16 protein-coding genes are annotated in these 17,323 nt (G+C 71.0%); 4 read left to right on the top strand and 12 right to left on the bottom strand.

Going from position 1 to position 17,323, the window contains the following annotated elements:
• Nucleotides 1-31 precede the first annotated feature (31 nt).
• The 6 genes from ACYUD3_RS25850 to ACYUD3_RS25825 form a co-directional block, all read right to left on the bottom strand.
• Nucleotides 32-913, bottom strand: coding sequence for an ABC transporter permease (locus tag ACYUD3_RS25850; protein ID WP_470974327.1), 882 nt, complete (start codon nt 911-913; stop codon nt 32-34).
• On the bottom strand, nt 910-2,097 hold the full coding sequence (locus ACYUD3_RS25845; protein WP_470974325.1) for an ABC transporter ATP-binding protein: 1,188 nt from the start codon (nt 2,095-2,097) through the stop codon (nt 910-912). Before ACYUD3_RS25845 ends, ACYUD3_RS25850 begins: the two co-directional genes overlap by 4 nt.
• A 141-nt stretch (nt 2,098-2,238) precedes the next feature.
• Entirely contained in the window at nt 2,239-3,009 is a 771-nt protein-coding gene (locus ACYUD3_RS25840) for an ABC transporter permease (RefSeq protein WP_470974322.1), read from the bottom strand.
• Nucleotide 3,010: 1 nt separating this feature from the next.
• On the bottom strand, nt 3,011-3,973 hold the full coding sequence (locus ACYUD3_RS25835; RefSeq protein ID WP_470974319.1) for an ABC transporter ATP-binding protein: 963 nt from the start codon (nt 3,971-3,973) through the stop codon (nt 3,011-3,013).
• A gap of 77 nt (nt 3,974-4,050) precedes the next feature.
• Nucleotides 4,051-6,510, bottom strand: coding sequence for an ATP-binding protein (locus tag ACYUD3_RS25830; protein ID WP_470974951.1), 2,460 nt, complete (start codon nt 6,508-6,510; stop codon nt 4,051-4,053).
• Between the two features lie 161 nt (nt 6,511-6,671).
• On the bottom strand, nt 6,672-6,995 hold the full coding sequence (locus tag ACYUD3_RS25825; RefSeq protein ID WP_470974316.1) for an STAS domain-containing protein: 324 nt from the start codon (nt 6,993-6,995) through the stop codon (nt 6,672-6,674).
• Between the two features lie 341 nt (nt 6,996-7,336).
• On the opposite strand from ACYUD3_RS25825, the gene ACYUD3_RS25820 reads away from it, so the two are divergent.
• Nucleotides 7,337-7,909, top strand: a complete 573-nt coding sequence (locus ACYUD3_RS25820; protein WP_470974313.1) for a cob(I)yrinic acid a,c-diamide adenosyltransferase — start codon at nt 7,337-7,339, stop codon at nt 7,907-7,909.
• Here the strand turns inward: ACYUD3_RS25820 and ACYUD3_RS25815 are convergent, their stop codons facing one another.
• Entirely contained in the window at nt 7,910-8,479 is a 570-nt protein-coding gene (locus ACYUD3_RS25815; protein ID WP_470974310.1) for a hypothetical protein, read from the bottom strand. It abuts the gene before it with no gap.
• 157 nt (nt 8,480-8,636) lie between these two features.
• On the opposite strand from ACYUD3_RS25815, the gene ACYUD3_RS25810 reads away from it, so the two are divergent.
• From ACYUD3_RS25810 to ACYUD3_RS25800, 3 genes are all read left to right on the top strand, one after another.
• Nucleotides 8,637-9,812 (top strand): sensor histidine kinase, encoded by a 1,176-nt coding sequence (locus ACYUD3_RS25810; RefSeq protein ID WP_470974307.1) that lies wholly within the window; start codon nt 8,637-8,639, stop codon nt 9,810-9,812.
• A gap of 13 nt (nt 9,813-9,825) precedes the next feature.
• A complete protein-coding gene (locus tag ACYUD3_RS25805) occupies nt 9,826-10,467 on the top strand; it encodes a response regulator (RefSeq protein WP_470974305.1) in 642 nt (213 codons plus the stop codon).
• Between the two features lie 99 nt (nt 10,468-10,566).
• Nucleotides 10,567-12,231, top strand: coding sequence for a glycosyl hydrolase family 18 protein (locus ACYUD3_RS25800; RefSeq protein WP_470974302.1), 1,665 nt, complete (start codon nt 10,567-10,569; stop codon nt 12,229-12,231).
• Nucleotides 12,232-12,259: 28 nt separating this feature from the next.
• Here ACYUD3_RS25800 and ACYUD3_RS25795 read toward each other — a convergent pair whose 3' ends face one another.
• From ACYUD3_RS25795 to atpA, 5 genes are all read right to left on the bottom strand, one after another.
• A complete protein-coding gene (locus ACYUD3_RS25795) occupies nt 12,260-12,706 on the bottom strand; it encodes a DUF2550 domain-containing protein (RefSeq protein ID WP_470974299.1) in 447 nt (148 codons plus the stop codon).
• Nucleotides 12,707-12,847: 141 nt separating this feature from the next.
• On the bottom strand, nt 12,848-13,222 hold the full coding sequence (locus ACYUD3_RS25790; RefSeq protein ID WP_470974296.1) for a F0F1 ATP synthase subunit epsilon: 375 nt from the start codon (nt 13,220-13,222) through the stop codon (nt 12,848-12,850).
• Between the two features lie 118 nt (nt 13,223-13,340).
• On the bottom strand, nt 13,341-14,777 hold the full coding sequence (atpD, locus tag ACYUD3_RS25785) for a F0F1 ATP synthase subunit beta (RefSeq protein ID WP_470974293.1): 1,437 nt from the start codon (nt 14,775-14,777) through the stop codon (nt 13,341-13,343).
• Entirely contained in the window at nt 14,777-15,694 is a 918-nt protein-coding gene (locus ACYUD3_RS25780) for a F0F1 ATP synthase subunit gamma (RefSeq protein ID WP_470974290.1), read from the bottom strand. Before ACYUD3_RS25780 ends, atpD begins: the two co-directional genes overlap by 1 nt.
• A gap of 21 nt (nt 15,695-15,715) precedes the next feature.
• Nucleotides 15,716-17,305: a F0F1 ATP synthase subunit alpha gene (gene atpA, locus ACYUD3_RS25775; RefSeq protein WP_470974288.1), complete on the bottom strand. Its 1,590-nt coding sequence runs from the start codon at nt 17,303-17,305 to the stop codon at nt 15,716-15,718.
• Between the last annotated feature and the right edge of the window lie 18 nt (nt 17,306-17,323).

Here is a 17,323-nt window from a genome sequence, read left to right as displayed (position 1 = left end):
AAAAAACGGGGGGCTTACCCTCAGAAGGGGCTCACACGTCCCGCCGCTCCAGCAGCGCGACGGCCGCCGCGAACACCCCGGCGGTCACCAGCACCGCGATCAGCAGGGCGTCCCCGGCGGAGGGGCCCGTGGCGGTGAGGGTCTGGGCGTAGAAGGTGCTCAGCAGGTTCGGGATGGAGTACTCGAAGAGCGCGTCCCGGACCGCCGACAGCGAGTCCGCGAACATGAACATGCCGATCACGAGCGGCGCGAGCAGCAGCCCGATCATCGAGGTGATGGCACCCGCCGAGTGCCGCACGACCGAGCCGACGGCCAGCGAGAGCAGCCCGAGCAGGGCGACGAACAGGGACACCCCGAAGGTCCCCTTCAGCCAGTCCTCGGTGCTCGGCACCCTGGCCGAGTCGAGCAGCGTGACGTCGACCATCGCGACGAGCACCGTCGAGACGAACGTGACGACGAACGCGATCGAGAAGAACACGATCCCCTTGGCCGCGAGCACCCGCCCGCGCGAGGGGCACGCCACCGTCGTCGTACGGATCATCCCGGTCCCGTACTCGGAGGCCGTCGTCAGCACCCCCAGCGTCATCAGGCACATGCTGCCCATCAGCAGCCCGAAGACGCCGTACGACAGGGGGTTCTGGCCCAGGGTCTCGTCGCCCGCGTTCGCGGCGATCACCGCGGCGACCAGCAGGCCGATGCCGACGTCGAGCACCACGAACAGCCCGAGCGTCCACATCGTGGACCGCACCGACCGGATCTTGGTCCACTCGGAGGTGAGGGCGTGCCCGAGGTGGGTGCGCACGACCGGGATGGGCGAGGTGTAGCCGCCGTGCAGGGGGGCGGTCGCCGGCTGCTCCCACGCCCGCGCGGCGGCCTGCGGCGACGGGGTCGGCGGCTGGAGGGGGCTGCTCATCGGGCTTCCTCGGACTTCTGGAGCGCGGCGGACTTTTCGAGGGACGTGGGCTGCTCGGCGGGCGCCGACTTTTCGAGGAAGGCGGGCTGCTCGGCAGGTTCCTCCGGCGCGGCGGACGGCGGGAGAGGCGGCGAGACAGGCACCGGCGGCGCGGCGGACGGCGGCGGTGGCGCGTACCACCCCTCCTGCCCCTGCCCCGGAACCGGCACCGGGACCGGCGGCAGCGCCCCCGGCGGCAGCGGCTGCTGGAGCCCCTCCTTCAGATCGCTGGTGGACCGGTAGTCGACGGCCCCCTGCGTCATCCGCATGTACGCCTCCTCCAGCGAGGCCTGGTGCGGCGAGAGCTCCCACAGGCGTACGCCGGTGTCGTGCGCGATGTCGCTGACGCGCGGCAGCGCAAGACCCGTCACTCTCAGCGCGCCGTCCTGCTCGGGCAGCACATGCCCGCCCGCCTCGGTCAGCGCGGCCGTCAACTTTTCGCGCAGCTGGAGTTCGCCGTCAGGGGTGCGCACGCGCGCGAACCCGGCGGAGTTGGCCTGGATGAAGTCCCGCACGCTCATGTCGGCGAGCAGCTGCCCCCGCCCGATGACGATCAGGTGATCGGCGGTGAGCGCCATCTCGCTCATCAGGTGCGAGGAGACGAAGACGGTACGCCCCTCGGCGGCGAGCGCCTTCATCAGGTTGCGCACCCACAGGATGCCCTCGGGGTCGAGCCCGTTGACGGGTTCGTCGAAGAGCAGCACCTGAGGGTCGCCGAGCAGCGCGGCGGCGATCCCGAGCCGCTGCCCCATGCCGAGCGAGAACCCTTTGGAGCGCCGCCCGGCGACGTCCTGGAGCCCGACGACCCCCAGCACCTCGTCGACCCGCCGCGCCGGGATCCCGGACAGCTGGGCGAGGGAGAGCAGGTGATTGCGGGCGGAGCGGCCCCCGTGGACGGCCTTGGCGTCCAGCAGCGCGCCGACGTGCCGGGCGGCGTTGGGCAGCTCGCGGTAGGGGTAGCCGCCGATGGTGACGGTCCCGGCGGTGGGGTTGTCCAGGCCGAGGATCATCCGCATGGTCGTCGACTTACCCGAACCGTTCGGCCCGAGGAACCCGGTCACCGAGCCCGGCCGTACCTGGAAGGACAGGTCGCTCACGGCGGTCTTGTCGCCGTAGCGCTTGGTCAGGCCGACTGCCTCGATCATGCTCCGCACCCATCGCGAGGTTCAGGACAACAGGGGCGGACCCGCCCCCTCTTCTCAGGGCACATGCCCCCCGTAAGGGTTAGGAGCTTATCCGGGTGCTGACGGTTGCGGCCAAGGGCGAGCAAAGTCGGCGGCCCCCGCTCAGGCGTCCCGTTCCTTCAGCAGCAGATACCCGCCGGCGAGCGCCGCGACCACCCACAGCACCATGATCCCGAACCCGCCCCAGGGCCCGTACGGGGTGTCGTCGTTGACCGGCGACACCACCTGCACGATCTTCCGGCCGGCCTGGTCGGGCAGGTACTGGCCGATCTTCTTCGTCGCCGAGACGCTCCCGAGGATGTTGGAGATCAGGAAGAAGAACGGCATCAGGATGCCCAGCGACAGCATCGGCGAGCGCAGCATCGTGGCGACGCCCATCGAGAAGACCGCGATCAGCGTCATGTACAGCGCGCCGCCGATGACCGCCCGCAGCACCCCGGAGTCCCCGATGTGCGCGCGGTGCGAGCCCAGCACGGCCTGCCCGAGGAAGAACGTGGCGAAGCTCGTGACGAGCCCGACGGCGAGCGCGAGCCCGGCGGCCACCACGATCTTGCTGAAGTAGAACGTCGCGCGCTGCGGCACGGCGGCCAGCGAGGTGCGGATCATGCCGGTGCTGTACTCGTTGGAGACGACGAGCACCCCGAACACGATCATCGCGAGCTGGCCGAGGCTCATCCCGGCGAAGCTCGTGTAGGTCGGGTCGAAGGAGATCTGGTCGTCGCGGCTGAGCTTGTCGAACTGGCTCCTCGACAGCGCCGAGATCAGGATGCCGAGCGCGATGGTGACGACCACGGCGAGGGACAGCGTCCAGACCGTGGACGCGACGGAGCGGATCTTCGTCCACTCCGAGCGGATGACCTGGGCCTGCGCCATGTCAGTCCTTCCTCCAGCCGTCGCCCCAGCCCTGTGCCTGCGCCGGGGCCGGCACGTCGTCGCTGTGCGCGTGGTACTCGACCGACTCGGCGGTCAGCTGCATGAACGCCTCCTCCAGGGAGGCCTGTTGGGGGGACAGCTCGTGCAGCGTGAGGTGGTGCCGCGCGGCGAGGTCGCCGAGCTGCTCGGCCGGCACCCCGTCGATCTCCAGCACCCCGCTGCCCGCCTCGACGACCGTCACCCCCGCCTGGTGCAGCACGTCGAGGAGCCGTTCGCGCTGCGGGGTGCGGATACGGACGTAGGCGCGGGAGTTGCGGGCGATGAAGTCGGCCATGGAGGTGTCCGCGAGCAGCCGCCCCTGGCCGATGACGACCAGGTGGTCGGCGGTCAGGGCCATCTCGCTCATCAGGTGCGAGGACACGAAGACCGTGCGGCCCTGTGCGGCCAGCGACTTCATCAGGTTGCGGATCCAGTGGATGCCCTCGGGGTCGAGGCCGTTGACCGGTTCGTCGAACATCAGGATGCGGGGGTCGCCGAGGAGGGCGGCGGCGATGCCGAGCCGCTGGCCCATGCCGAGCGAGAACCCCTTGGCCTTCTTGCGGGCGACGGCGGTGAGGCCGACGGTGTCGAGCACCTCGTCGACCCGGCTGCTGGGGATGCCGTTGCTCTGCGCGAGACAGAGCAGGTGGTTGAAGGCGCTGCGCCCGCCGTGCGTCGCCTTCGCGTCGAGCAGGGCGCCGATGTACTTGAGCGGTTCCTTCAGCCGGTCGTAGTGCTGCCCGTCGATCAGCACATCGCCGGCCGTCGGCCGGTCCAGGCCCAGCATCATCCGCATCGTCGTGGACTTCCCGGCACCGTTGGGCCCGAGAAACCCGGTGACGATGCCCGGGCGGACGGCGAAGGTGAGGTTGTCGACCGCCACCTTCTCGCCGTACCGCTTGGTGAGGCCGGATAGCTCGATCATGCGGCCACGCTAAGGGGTGACTGTGGCGTAGGCCACCCGATAAAGCCAACAAAGGTGTACGGACTGGCCAAGTCCGGTTAGATCGTCGGGCTCCCGGAATCCGGTGTGCTCGGGCTGCTGCTGGCCGGGCCGCTGGCCGAGGTGGAAGTAGAGGGCGAGTCGTCCGGGGACGGGCTCTCAGGGGGCGACGGGGATTCCTCCGTGGGCGGGGGTGAACTCTCCGTCGGCGTCGGCGAAGGCGACCCCTTCGTCGGCGAGGCCGAGGGCGTCGGCGACGAACCCGTACCGCCGCCTGTCGTACCCCCCGTCCCCGTCCCGCCGGTCGGCGACGGCGAAGGCTGCTCCCCCGGGGCCGTCGGGCTCGGGTCGCCCGACGAAGTGCCCGGGCTTGCGCTCGCGCCCGGGCTCGTCGCCCTGCTCGTCGGGTCGCCCACCCCCGCCGAACCGCCGACCAGACCGCCGCCGGGTTCGCCGGAGCCCCGCCCGTCGTCGCCGGTCCCCGTCGAGATCGACGGGGTGATGTCGGCCGGCGCGGGCGGGTTGCCGGAGCCCTTGCCGGAGGTCGCGCCGAGGCCGACGACCGTCCCGAGCACCGCCACCAGCAGCGCGCCGGCGCCGGCCGCGACGAGGTTGCGGCGGGCCACCCCCTTGAGGGTGCGCCGGTGCTGCTGGACGGGCACGGGCTGGGTGACCACGGGGTGCTGCTGCGTGGCCAGGGTGTCGGGGTAGCGCACGGGCGGCGGCGCCGACTCCTCGTGCCGCGCCTCGGTCATCTCCTCGGCGGCCGTCGTCGCGGCGACGCCCGCGCGGTCGGAGACGAGCGCGAGCGCCCGGCGGCCGTGGAGCGTGCCGCGCTTGTCGGCGAGGGCGCCGCGCAGCGAGATGGACGTCTCCAGCTCCGCGCGGGCCCGGTCGAGGTGCCCGCCCAGGAGGGCGAGGACGCCGAGTTCATGGTGGAAGTAGGCCTGGTCGGCGCTCTCCCCGGTGAGCCGGGACGCCTCCGCGCCGGCCCGCAGGGCCCGTTCCCAGGCCCCGAAGTGCAGCCCCGCCGCGAAGGCGGGCACGGCGGTACGGGCGAGGCGGACGGCCGCCGACTGCTCGCCCTCGCCGGGCGGGAGCGCGGCGGGCCCGACGACGGCCAGGGCGGCGAGGATCGCGTCGGCCTCGGCGCAGACGCGTTCGGGGGTGACCGAGGGATGCCCGGCCCACCAGGCGTAGTGGGCGGCGGCGGTGGCGGCGCGGACGTCGGTGTCGTCGCCGTACCCGGCCGCTTCGAGCTGGGCCTGGATGCCGGCGGCGAGCCGGTAGCGGGGGCCGACGGGGGTGACGAGCCCGCAGGCCGCGAGTTCGCCGAGGGCCGCGTCGGCGTGGGTGTCGCCGACCAGCGCGGGCAGATGGGCCTGGTGCGGGACCTCGCCGGAGAGGGCGACGGCGAAGCGGAGGGTGGCGCGGGCGGAGGCGCTGAGGCGGGCGGCGAGGAGGGGGGCGGGCCCTGCGGCCTCGCCGAGGGAGGGGAGGGGGATGTCCTCCTCGGGCTGAGCGGCACGGCCGGAACCGGAACCGAGGCCGGGCCCGGAAAGGGCGGCGTCGGCCGAGGGGCGGGCGTCCGCGAAGACCCCGTACTCGTCCACCGCCTCCGCGCTGTGCCGCAGCTGGTCGCGCTGCCGCAGCAGCGCCCCCGCCTGCACGAACCGCAGCGGCAGCCCCTCGGACTCGAACCAGAGGTCACCGGCCCAGTTGGCCTCCTCCTCGCCGAGGACACGCCCGACGGCCCGCTCCAGCAGGTCGACGCCGCCCGCGCGGTCGAGCCCGCCGAGGGTGACCTCCTCGACGGTCGAGTCGGCCGACGGCAGCGGCGTCTCCCCGGTCGCGGCGAACAGGAACGCGCACTCGGGGGTGGCCCGCAGCAGCTCGTCCAGCGCGCTCCCGCCGAACTCCAGGTCGTCGACGACGACAACGGCCCCTATGTCCCGCACCAGCGCCCGCAGTTCACCGCCCCCGGGCCGCAGCAGCGGCGCGTCGTACACGGCGTGGAAGAGCTCGTGCAGCAGCTCCTCGCCGCTACGGCCGTAGCCGCTGAGGCGGACGACGCCGTCGGGGGCGAGGTCCGAGCAGTCGTCGGCGACGAGGTCGAGGAGGCGGGTGCGGCCGGAGCCGGCGGGTCCGGTGAGGCGGACGGAGCGGCCCCGGGCGATGAGGCGGACGAGCTGTTCGCGCTCCTCCTGACGGCCCAGCAGCGGGGGCGCGGCCTGGACGGGCCCCGCGGGGACGGGCGGGCGGGCGGCGCGGTCGGCGTCGGCGCGGGCCTCAAGAGTGCGGCGGGCCGGGGGGTCGGGGCGCAGGGTGGGCGGGCAGAGCACTATTTCGCTGCCGTCGACCGGGTTGACGGTGAGGAGGTGTTCACCGGCGTGGACGTCGACCGTGCGCACCGGGGCCGGGGCCGCGTGCTGGCCGAAGTCGGGTGCGAGCGGGTCCCTGGCGGGGCGCGGGCGCTGGGCGCGCGCGTCGTCCTCGGGCCCCATGCTGTCCGGGTCCATCGTCAAGCCCCCAAAAGCGTCGTCGTGCGGCGGTCAGCCCCTCCCGGCCGTGTCCCCACGCTTCTGTCCGGTACCCGCCGAAGGGCAGCGGGCGGCGGGCAGTCGAACCGTAAACCGTTCCCCAGTATCTCCGACAGTCCGGGGTGGTGGGAGCCCCTGAGTCACACGCGCGGAAGGCTCTCCGCGGCGAGCCCGCCCTCGACGGCGAGGATGCGGTGCAGCCGGGTCGCGACGAGCAGCCGCTGCATCTGGGGCGGCACCCCGCGCAGCACCAGCCGCCGTCCGCAGCGCCCCGCCCTGCGGTGGACGCCCATGATGACGCCGAGTCCGGTGGCGTCCCAGAAGTCGAGTTCGGAGAGGTCGAGCAGGAGGTCGCCGACCCCGTCGTCCACGGCGGCGTGCAGGACCGTACGGGCGTCCGCCGCGCTGTGCACGTCGAGGCGGCCCCCGACGACCACCTCTCTGTGGTCGCCCCTGATGTGCATATGCGCTCCCCTGGGGTTGCTGTCGTGTGCTCCGCGGTGCGATGTCCGGTATTGCATCCTCTGACTGCGTGAGCGGGTCCGAGGTTGCCGTCTGTGAGCGAACCGATACCGAATTCACTCGCAGGGGTGAGGTTCAGGTGGGCTGTGCGGTTTTACGTGCCTGAGGTGACCGATGCCCGCCCGGGCAGCGGACATCACCGGCGTCAGCCGTACGGCGCAGCCCTTGGCCCTGGAGATTAGCGGGGCCGGGGCGCTGTGTGACCGCTTAGTAACGCGCATCACGTGCGGCCTGGCGCACATCACACGGGACCTCTGTCGGAGACCGCAACTACCCTGTCCCCATGGTCAATCTGACGCGCATCTACACCCGGACCGGCGACCAGGGCACCACCAGCCTGGGCGACATGAGCCGCGTCCCGAAGACGGATCCCCGCATCGCGGCGTACGCCGACGTCAATGAGGCGAACGCGGCCATCGGGACGGCGATCGCGCTGGGGTCCCTGGAGAAGAACGTGCTGAAGGTCCTGACGCGCGTTCAGAACGACCTCTTCGACGTGGGCGCCGACCTGTCGACCCCGGTGAAGGAGAACCCCGAGTTCCCGCCCCTGAGGGTGGAGCAGTTCTACATCGACCGCCTGGAGTCGGACTGCGACGACTTCAACGCCCGCCTCCCCAAACTCCGCTCCTTCATCCTCCCCGGCGGCACCCCCGGCGCGGCCCTCCTCCACCAGGCCTGCACGGTGACCCGCCGCGCGGAACGCTCGACATGGTCGGCCCTGGAGTCCCACGCGGAAACGATGAACCCCTTGACGGCCACGTACCTGAACCGCCTCTCCGACCTCCTCTTCATCCTCGCCCGCACAGCCAACGGATCGGCCGGCGATGTGCTGTGGGTGCCGGGCGGGGAGCGGTAGTCAGCGCTTGTCCGAGAAGCTCGGTTCCCGGTCGGGCAGTTCGGGGGCCCGTTTCGGGAACAGCGTGTAGCCCAGCGCGATCACCACGTTCAGGCCCGCCACGAAGTACGCCTTCTGCTGCCAGGCGTGCAGGGTGCTGACGTCTCCGTCGCCGACGTACCAGATCGCCGCCTGGAGGAGGCCGGCGGTGACCGCGCAGGCCAGGAGCCAGCGGGCGGCGACCTTCCATTCGTGGACCGCTCGGGGGGTGCCGTATTTGGGGGGCTTGACCGGTGGGGGTCCGGCGAACCAGCGGTGGTACACCCGCTGGTCGATCCATTGGATCGTGGAGTGGCCCAGGCCGACCGTGAAGCCGATGTACGCCGCCGCCAGACCGTGATGCCAGCTCGGCACGGCCCCGTTGCGCAGATCGATCGCCGTGACGGCGAACAGCACCAGCTCCAGCAGCGGCTCGCACAGCAGCAGCGCGGCCCCGGTCCGCGGCATCCGCAGCGCGTACCGGAACAGCAGCCCCACGGCCAGCAGCACCCAGAACGCCACCTCACAGGCGATGACCAACGCGACGATCACTTTCGTCGCCCCCTTTCCGACTCCCCTCCACCCTCCCGCCCCGCCCCCACGGCCGCCTCGTCAGGAGTGACGACATCCGGCTACATCGAAAGATGCAGCCCAGGACCCACCCCGAAGACCACGCGCACAGCCGAGCGACCCGGGTTGGATGGTCCCCATGCCCGTACGACTCCCCCGCCCCCACCCCTTCGACCTGGCCGTCGCCGCCGCCGGCCTCCTCGGCGGACTCGCGATGTGGGCGCTGGGGATGTACATGTCCGGCACCCGGGTCCTCGGCCCCGACTGGCAGCTCCCCGCCCTGGCGGCGATGGCGGCCCTGGAACTCCTGCGCCGCTCCACCCCCGGCCTCGCCCTGCTGGCCGGCACCGCCGCCCTCCTCCTCGACCAGTTCACCCCGGGCAACGCGGCGACGGTCCTGATGTACACGGACCTGGCGTACGCGGCCGTCTTCTACGGCCCCCCGTCGGCCGTGCGCCGCATCCCGGCGCTCACCGGACTCGCGAGCCTCGCCGTCGGCCTGGCCTGCCTGATCTGGCTGCGCACCCCCGCCGCCCTGTTCCTCGGCCTCGCCGCGGCGGTCGTCTCGTTCAGCCCCGCCCTCACCGGCGCCCTCGTCCGCAACCACCGCACGGCCGCCGAGACCGCCCGCCTGCGCGCCGAACAGACAGCCCTGCTCGCGGAGTTCGACCGCACCCAGGCCGTCACCGCCGAACGCGCCCGGATGGCAAGGGAGTTGCACGACCTGGTCGCCGGCCACCTCTCCGCGATCGCCATCCACTCCACCGCCGCCCTCTCCCTCGACGACCCCGCGACCTCCCGCGACGCCCTGACGGTGATCCGCGAGAACAGCGTCGACGGCCTCACCGAGATGCGCCGCCTGATCGGCCTGCTGCGGGACAGGTCCCTCCCGGAGACCCCCGAGCCCACCCCGACCCTGGACGGCCTCACCTCCCTGATCGCCACGGCCAGGTCCAACGGCCTGGACGTCACCCTCGACACCGCCCCCACCCACCGCGTCCCGGCCCCGGTCAGCCTCGCCGCCTACCGCATCGTCCAGGAATCCCTGACCAACGCCCTCAAACACGCGGCCCCCGGCCCGGTCACGGTCCGCCTCCACCGCGAGCACACCCACCTCACCCTCACCGTCACCAGCCCCTACGACCCCGTCGAGACCCCCCGCGCCCCCGGCTCCGGCGCGGGCCTGACCGGAATGCGCGAACGGACGGCCCTGCTGGGCGGCACGTTCACCGCGGGCCCCGTCCCAGCGGCCCCCGGAGCGCACCACTGGACCGTCCACGCCACCCTCCCCCTCACCGAAGGAGACCCCGCATGAAAGGAGACCCCGCATGATCCGCGTCCTCGTCGCCGAGGACCAGTCGGCCGTCCGCGCCGGCCTGATCCTCATCCTCCGCAGCGCCCCCGACATCGAGGTGATCGCCGAGGCGGCGGACGGCGAGCAAGCCCTGGCCCTGGCAAGGGAGTTGCGGCCCGACCTGATCCTGATGGACATTCAGATGCCGCGCCTGGACGGGGTGTCGGCGACCCGAGCGGCCGTCGCGGAAGGCCTCGCGGACGTCCTCGTCCTCACCACCTTCGACCTCGACGAGTACGTCTTCGGCGCCCTGCGCGCGGGCGCCGCAGGCTTCCTCCTCAAGAACACCGAGGCCCGCCAACTCCTGGACGCGGTAAGGACGGTGGCCCGGGGCGAGGGACTGATCGCGCCCGCCGTGACCCGCCGCCTCATCGCCGAGTTCGCCGCCGGACCCGCCCGCCGCGAACCGGGGGACCACCCGGCCCTGGACACCCTGACCCGGCGTGAGCGAGAGGTGCTGTCCCGGCTCGGCGAGGGCCTCTCCAACGCGGAGATCGCCGCCCGGCTCGACATGGCGGAGGCGACGGTGAAGACCCACGTGAGCCGGCTGCTGGCCAAGCTGGAGCTGCGCAGCCGGGTCCAAGCGGCCGTACTGGCACAGGAGTTGGGGATCTAGGACGATCAACTCCTCATTGGTACAGACCTATTGACGAATGGTCCAGACCATTTATATGCTCACAGGCGCCACCAGACCCCCACATCAAGGAGGCCGCCCATGCGCATCGCACTCGGCAGGACCCCGAGACAGAAGGTGGCGACCCTCGTCGTCGCCGCGCTGATCCCGCTGGCCGCCGTGGCCGTACCGGCGCTGGCCACGGACACCTCGTCCGGCCGCACGAGCCTGGTCGCCGACCAGAACACGCCCTCCGCGTCCTACACCAGAACGCAGGACTGGGGCACAGGGTTCGAAGGAAAGTGGAAAATCACCAACACCGGTTCCACACCACTGACTTCATGGTCGGTGGAGTGGGACTTCCCGGCGGGCGCGGCGGTGACCACCGCGTGGGACGCGGACGTCACCGCCAACGGCACCCGCTTCACCGCGAAGAACAAGAGCTACAACGGAGACCTCGCCCCCGGCGCCTCCGTGACCTTCGGCTTCAACGGCACGGGCGACGGCGCGAACGCGGCCAACTGCGCGATGAACGGCGCCAGTTGTGACGGCAGCGGCCCGGGCAACCCGGACCCGACGCCGGACCCGTCCCCGACGAACCCCGACCCCGAGCCGACCGGCACCGATCCCACGGACCCGCCTCCGGTGAACAACTCCGCGGTGAAACTCGGCTACTTCGCCGAATGGGGCGTCTACGGCCGCAACTACCAGGTGAAGAACCTCGTCACCTCCGGCTCCGCCGAGAAGATCACCCACATCAACTACGCGTTCGGCAACGTCACCGGCGGCAAGTGCGCGGTCGGCGACTCCTGGGCCGCCTACGAGAAGCCCTACACCGCCGACCAGTCCGTCAGCGGCGCCGCCGACAGCCAGGACCAGCCGCTGCGCGGCAACTTCAACCAGCTGCTCCAGCTGAAGGCCAAGTACCCGCACCTCAAGATACTTTGGTCGTTCGGCGGCTGGACCTGGTCCGGCGGCTTCGGCGACGCGGCGAAGGACCCGGCCGCCTTCGCCCAGTCCTGCTACGACCTCGTCAAGGACCCCCGCTGGGCGGGCGTCTTCGACGGGATCGACATCGACTGGGAGTACCCCAATGCCTGCGGCAACACCTGTGACACCTCGGGCCCGGACGCCTTCAAGAACGTGATGGCCGCCCTGCGCGCCAAGTTCGGCGCCGGCTCCCTGGTCACCGCGGCCACCACCGCCGACGGCACCGGCGGCGGCAAGGCCGACGCCGCCGACTACGCGGGCGCCGCCCAGTACGTCGACTGGTACAACGTGATGACGTACGACTTCTTCGGCGCCTTCACCCCCCAGGGCCCCACCGCCCCGCACTCCGCGCTGAACACCTACCAGGGCATCCCCCAGCAGGGCTTCACCAGCGAGGACGCGATCGCCAAATACAAGTCCAAGGGCGTCCCCGCCGACAAACTCCTGCTCGGCATCGGCTTCTACGGCCGCGGCTGGACCGGCGTCACCCAGGAGGCCCCGGGTGGCACGGCGACGGGCCCGGCGCCGGGGACGTACGAGGCGGGCATCGAGGACTACAAGGTCCTCAAGACGAGCTGCCCCGCGACCGGCACCGTCGGCGGCACCGCCTACGCCTACTGCGGCAACGACTGGTGGTCCTACGACACCCCGCAGACCATCGCCGGAAAGATGGCGTGGGCCAAGTCCCAGGGCCTGAAGGGCGCGTTCTTCTGGGAGTTCAGCGGCGACACCCCCGACGGCGAACTGGTGAGCGCCCTCAGCGACGGCCTGTCGTAGACATCAACTGAAATAGGTCGCCGCAGTATTACGCGACGTTGACGCGCTGACCGGGCGGGGCTGCCTCCAGCCACGCGAGGAAACCGGTCAGCGCGTCCTCGCTCATGGCCAGTTCGAGCCGCGTGCCCCGGTGGACGCAGGCGAGGACGACGGCGTCGGACAGCAGCGCCAGCTCCTCCTCGCCCTCGGGCAGCCGGCGGCCCGCGACCTCGATCGCGGAGCGCTCCAGGACCCGGCGCGGCCGGTAGGCGTAGGAGAAGACGCGGTACCACTCGACGCTGTCGCCGTTGTACCGGGCCACCCCGTACGACCAGCCTTTTCCGCTGGGGTCGGGTTTCTCGGGGACGTCCCAGCGCAGCGAGCAGTCGAACGTGCCGCCCGAGCGCTGGATGAGTCTGCGCCGCAGGCCGAACACGAACAGCCCGAGCAGCACGAACACGACGACAATCGCGCACACAGTCAGAGCGAGGACCATCGACACCGACCTCCTCGTCTCCTAGGTACCGACTTCAGGTAACGGAACGGAAAAAACATCCAGATCTGCCTCAGCCGCGACCGGCACCGGATCGCTCCGGGCCGGCCGCGGCTGAGTGACGTCACCGCAGATTAGCTGGGATCAATGCGTGGTCGCCGCGCGCAGGCGGACCTCCGCGCGCCGCTCGGCAGCCGCGTCGCCCTCCGCCTTCGCCCGCTCCAGCTCACGCTCGACGCGCTGGACGTCGATCTCGTCCGACAGCTCGGCGACCTCGGCCAGCAGGGACAGCTTGTCGTCCGCGAACGAGATGAAACCGCCGTGCACAGCGGCGACGACCGTCCCGCCGTCGCTCGTGCGGATGGTCACCGGGCCCGACTCCAGCACACCGAGCAGCGGCTGGTGACCGGGCATGACGCCGATGTCGCCGGACGTGGTGCGCGCGACGACCAGGGTGGCCTCGCCGGACCAGACCTCTCGGTCGGCCGCGACCAGCGCGACGTGCAGCTCAGCAGCCAAGGTGGCTCCTCGGGTCACCACCCGGCGGGTGTGCCGGGTGTTGGTTACAAGTCTAATGGGCGTGCAGAAGGGGGCGGGACGTACCCCGCCCCCTCCGTCGGTCAAGCTCTGCCGGGTGTCAGGAGACGCCCAGCTCCTTGGCGTTGGCCTTCAGGTCCTCGATACCGCCGCAGAGGAAGAACGCCTGCTCCGGGAAGTGGTCGTACTCGCCGTCGATGATCGAGTTGAACGCCGCGATCGACTCGTCGAGGGGCACGTCCGAACCGTCGACGCCGGTGAACTGCTTGGCGACGTGGGTGTTCTGGGAGAGGAAGCGCTCCACGCGACGGGCGCGGTGGACGGTGAGCTTGTCCTCCTCGCCGAGCTCGTCGATGCCGAGGATCGCGATGATGTCCTGGAGGTCCTTGTACTTCTGGAGGACCGTCTTGACGCGCATCGCGGTGTTGTAGTGGTCCGCCGCGATGTAGCGGGGGTCCAGGATCCGGGACGTGGAGTCCAGCGGGTCCACGGCCGGGTAGATGCCCTTCTCGGAGATCGGACGGGAGAGCACCGTCGTCGCGTCGAGGTGGGCGAAGGTGGTGGCCGGGGCCGGGTCGGTCAGGTCGTCCGCGGGGACGTAGATCGCCTGCATGGAGGTGATCGAGTGACCGCGGGTCGAGGTGATGCGCTCCTGGAGGAGGCCCATCTCGTCGGCCAGGTTCGGCTGGTAGCCCACCGCGGACGGCATCCGGCCGAGCAGCGTGGAGACCTCGGAGCCGGCCTGCGTGAAGCGGAAGATGTTGTCGATGAAGAACAGCACGTCCTGCTTCTGGACGTCACGGAAGTACTCGGCCATGGTGAGGCCGGCCAGCGCGACGCGCAGACGGGTGCCCGGGGGCTCGTCCATCTGGCCGAAGACCAGGGCGGTCTTGTCGATGACGCCCGAGTCGGCCATCTCCTCGATGAGGTCGTTGCCCTCACGGGTGCGCTCACCGACACCGGCGAACACCGACACACCGTCGTGGTTGTTGGCGACGCGGTAGATCATCTCCTGGATGAGCACCGTCTTGCCGACGCCGGCGCCGCCGAACAGACCGATCTTGCCGCCCTTGACGTACGGGGTCAGCAGGTCGATGACCTTGACGCCGGTCTCGAACATCTCGGTCTTCGACTCGAGCTCGTCGAAGCGGGGGGCCTTGCGGTGGATGGACCAGCGCTCGCCCTCGTACTTCTCGTCGACGTTCAGGACCTCGCCGAGGGTGTTGAAGACCTTGCCCTTGGTGAAGTCGCCGACGGGGACGGTGATGCCCGTGCCCGTGTCGGTCACCGGGGACTGGCGGACCAGGCCGTCGGTGGGCTGCATGGAGATGGTGCGGACCAGGCCGTCACCCAGGTGCTGGGCGACCTCCAGGGTCAGCGTCTTCTTCGCGCCGTCCTGCGCCGGGTCGGCGACCTCGACGTGAAGGGCGTTGTAGATGTCGGGCATGGCGTCGACGGGGAACTCCACGTCGACGACCGGGCCGATGACCCGGGCGACGCGGCCCGTGGCAACGGCCGTCTCAACTGTCGTCGTCATTACCTGTCACTCCCCGCGGTCGCGTCGGCCAGGGCTGCGGAGCCACCGACGATCTCGCTGATTTCCTGGGTGATTTCGGCCTGGCGGGCCGCGTTGGCAAGGCGGGAGAGCGTCTCGATCAGCTCACCCGCGTTGTCGGTCGCCGACTTCATCGCGCGCCGGGTGGCGGCGTGCTTCGAAGCGGCCGACTGGAGCAGCGCGTTGTAGATACGGCTCTCCACGTAGCGCGGCAGCAGGGCGTCGAGGACGTCCTCCGCCGAGGGCTCGAAGTCGTAGAGCGGAAGGATCTCGCCCTGCGGCTTCGCCTCGGCCGCCACCGCGTCGAGGCTGAGCGGCAGCAGCCGGTCGTCGAGCGCCGTCTGCGTCATCATCGAGACGAACTCGGTGAAGACGATGTGGAGTTCGTCCACGCCGCCGGCCGCGGTGTCCTTCTCGATGGCCTCGATCAGGGGTGCCGCGACCTGCTTGGCGTCCGCGTACGTCGGCTCGTCCGTGAAGCCCGACCAGGACTCCACGATGTGCCGCTCACGGAAGTTGTAGTGAGCGACGCCGCGCCGGCCGACGATGTACGTGTCGACCTGCTTGCCCTCCGCCTCCAGGCGGGCCGTCAGCTGCTCGGCCGCCTTGATGGCGTTGGAGTTGAACGCGCCGGCGAGGCCGCGGTCACTGGTCAGCAGCAGCACCGCGGACCGGGTGACCGTCTCGGCCTGGGTGGTCAGCGGGTGCCGGGTGTTGGAACCGGTGCCGACCGCCGTGACCGCGCGGGTCAGTTCCTGCGCGTACGGCGTGGAGGCCGCCACCTTGCGCTGCGCCTTGACGACGCGCGAGGCGGCGATCATCTCCATCGCCTTGGTGATCTTCTTGGTCGCGGTGACGGATCGGATGCGACGCTTGTAGACCCGGAGCTGGGCTCCCATGAGTCAGGTCCCTTCCTTACGTCACTTGGCCGCGGCCGGGGCGTCCTCGCCGAGAAGCTTGCCGTCCGCGGTCTCGAACTGCTTCTTGAAGTCGGCGATCGCGTCGGCGACGGCGGTGAGGGTGTCGTCCGACATCTTGCCGCCCTCCTTGATGGAGGTCATGAGGCCCTGCTCCTTGCGGTGCAGGAACTCAAGCAGCTCCTTCTCGAAGCAGCGGATGTCGGCGACGGGGACGTCGTCCATCTTGCCGGTGGTGCCGGCCCACACGGAGACGACCTGGTCCTCGGTCGGCATCGGCTGGTACTGGGCCTGCTTCAGCAGCTCGACCAGGCGCTGGCCGCGCTCCAGCTGGGCCTTCGACGCGGCGTCCAGGTCGGAACCGAAGGCGGCGAACGCCTCCAGCTCGCGGTACTGGGCGAGGTCGAGGCGCAGGCGGCCGGAGACCTGCTTCATCGCCTTGTGCTGTGCGGAACCGCCGACTCGGGAGACGGAGATACCGACGTTCAGCGCGGGGCGCTGACCGGCGTTGAAGAGGTCCGACTCCAGGAAGCACTGGCCGTCGGTGATGGAGATGACGTTGGTCGGGATGAACGCCGAGACGTCGTTGGCCTTGGTCTCGACGATCGGCAGACCGGTCATCGAGCCGGCGCCGAGCTCGTCGGAGAGCTTGGCGCAGCGCTCCAGCAGCCGGGAGTGCAGGTAGAAGACGTCACCCGGGTAGGCCTCGCGGCCCGGCGGACGGCGCAGCAGGAGGGAGACGGCGCGGTAGGCGTCGGCCTGCTTGGAGAGGTCGTCGAAGATGATGAGGACGTGCTTGCCGTCGTACATCCACTGCTGGCCGATGGCCGAACCGGTGTACGGCGCCAGGTACTTGAAGCCGGCCGGGTCGGACGCGGGGGCGGCGACGATGGTCGTGTACTCCAGCGCGCCGGCCTCTTCGAGCGCGCCGCGCACGGAGGCGATCGTCGAGCCCTTCTGGCCGATGGCGACGTAGACGCAGCGGACCTGCTTCTTCGGGTCGCCGGAGCGCCAGTTGTCGCGCTGGTTGATGATCGTGTCGACGGCCAGCGCGGTCTTGCCGGTCTGGCGGTCGCCGATGATCAGCTGACGCTGGCCGCGGCCGACCGGGGTCATGGCGTCGACGGCCTTGTAGCCGGTCTCCATCGGCTCGTGCACCGACTTACGGGCCATGACGCCGGGAGCCTGAAGCTCCAGGGCGCGGCGGCCGGACGTCTCGATCTCGCCGAGGCCGTCGATCGGGTTGCCGAGCGGGTCGACGACGCGGCCGAGGTAGCCCTCGCCGACCGCGACGGAGAGGACCTCTCCGGTGCGGTGCACCGGCTGGCCCTCCTCGATGCCGCTGAACTCGCCGAGGACGATGGCGCCGATCTCGCGCTCTTCCAGGTTCAGCGCGAGGCCGAGGGTGCCGTCCTCGAACTTCAGCAGTTCGTTGGCCATGGCCGAGGGAAGGCCCTCGACCTTCGCGATGCCGTCACCGGCAAGGGTGACCGTACCGACCTCCTCGCGCGAGGCCGCGTCCGGCTGGTACGACTGGACGAAGTTCTCCAGCGCGTCCCGGATCTCCTCCGGCCGGATCGTGAGCTCCGCCATCTGGGTTCCCTGCTCTCC

The sequence above is a fragment of the Streptomyces sp. AMJ-169 genome (assembly GCF_055597585.1).
Note: the sequence above shows the minus strand (reverse complement) of the source record. Positions and strands in the feature narration are given on the sequence as shown.

Excerpts from the sequence above, each read along its gene's own strand:
- ACYUD3_RS25850 (WP_470974327.1), bottom strand. The coding sequence starts at position 913 with ATGAGCAGCCCCCTCCAGCCGCCGACCCCGTCGCCGCAGGCCGCCGCG.
- ACYUD3_RS25845 (WP_470974325.1), bottom strand. The coding sequence starts at position 2,097 with ATGATCGAGGCAGTCGGCCTGACCAAGCGCTACGGCGACAAGACCGCC.
- ACYUD3_RS25840 (WP_470974322.1), bottom strand. The coding sequence starts at position 3,009 with ATGGCGCAGGCCCAGGTCATCCGCTCGGAGTGGACGAAGATCCGCTCC.
- ACYUD3_RS25835 (WP_470974319.1), bottom strand. The coding sequence starts at position 3,973 with ATGATCGAGCTATCCGGCCTCACCAAGCGGTACGGCGAGAAGGTGGCG.
- ACYUD3_RS25830 (WP_470974951.1), bottom strand. The coding sequence starts at position 6,510 with ATGGACCCGGACAGCATGGGGCCCGAGGACGACGCGCGCGCCCAGCGC.
- ACYUD3_RS25825 (WP_470974316.1), bottom strand. The coding sequence starts at position 6,995 with ATGCACATCAGGGGCGACCACAGAGAGGTGGTCGTCGGGGGCCGCCTC.
- ACYUD3_RS25820 (WP_470974313.1), top strand. The coding sequence starts at position 7,337 with ATGGTCAATCTGACGCGCATCTACACCCGGACCGGCGACCAGGGCACC.
- ACYUD3_RS25810 (WP_470974307.1), top strand. The coding sequence starts at position 8,637 with ATGCCCGTACGACTCCCCCGCCCCCACCCCTTCGACCTGGCCGTCGCC.
- ACYUD3_RS25805 (WP_470974305.1), top strand. The coding sequence starts at position 9,826 with ATGATCCGCGTCCTCGTCGCCGAGGACCAGTCGGCCGTCCGCGCCGGC.
- ACYUD3_RS25800 (WP_470974302.1), top strand. The coding sequence starts at position 10,567 with ATGCGCATCGCACTCGGCAGGACCCCGAGACAGAAGGTGGCGACCCTC.
- ACYUD3_RS25795 (WP_470974299.1), bottom strand. The coding sequence starts at position 12,706 with ATGGTCCTCGCTCTGACTGTGTGCGCGATTGTCGTCGTGTTCGTGCTG.
- atpD (WP_470974293.1), bottom strand. The coding sequence starts at position 14,777 with ATGACGACGACAGTTGAGACGGCCGTTGCCACGGGCCGCGTCGCCCGG.
- ACYUD3_RS25780 (WP_470974290.1), bottom strand. The coding sequence starts at position 15,694 with ATGGGAGCCCAGCTCCGGGTCTACAAGCGTCGCATCCGATCCGTCACC.
- atpA (WP_470974288.1), bottom strand. The coding sequence starts at position 17,305 with ATGGCGGAGCTCACGATCCGGCCGGAGGAGATCCGGGACGCGCTGGAG.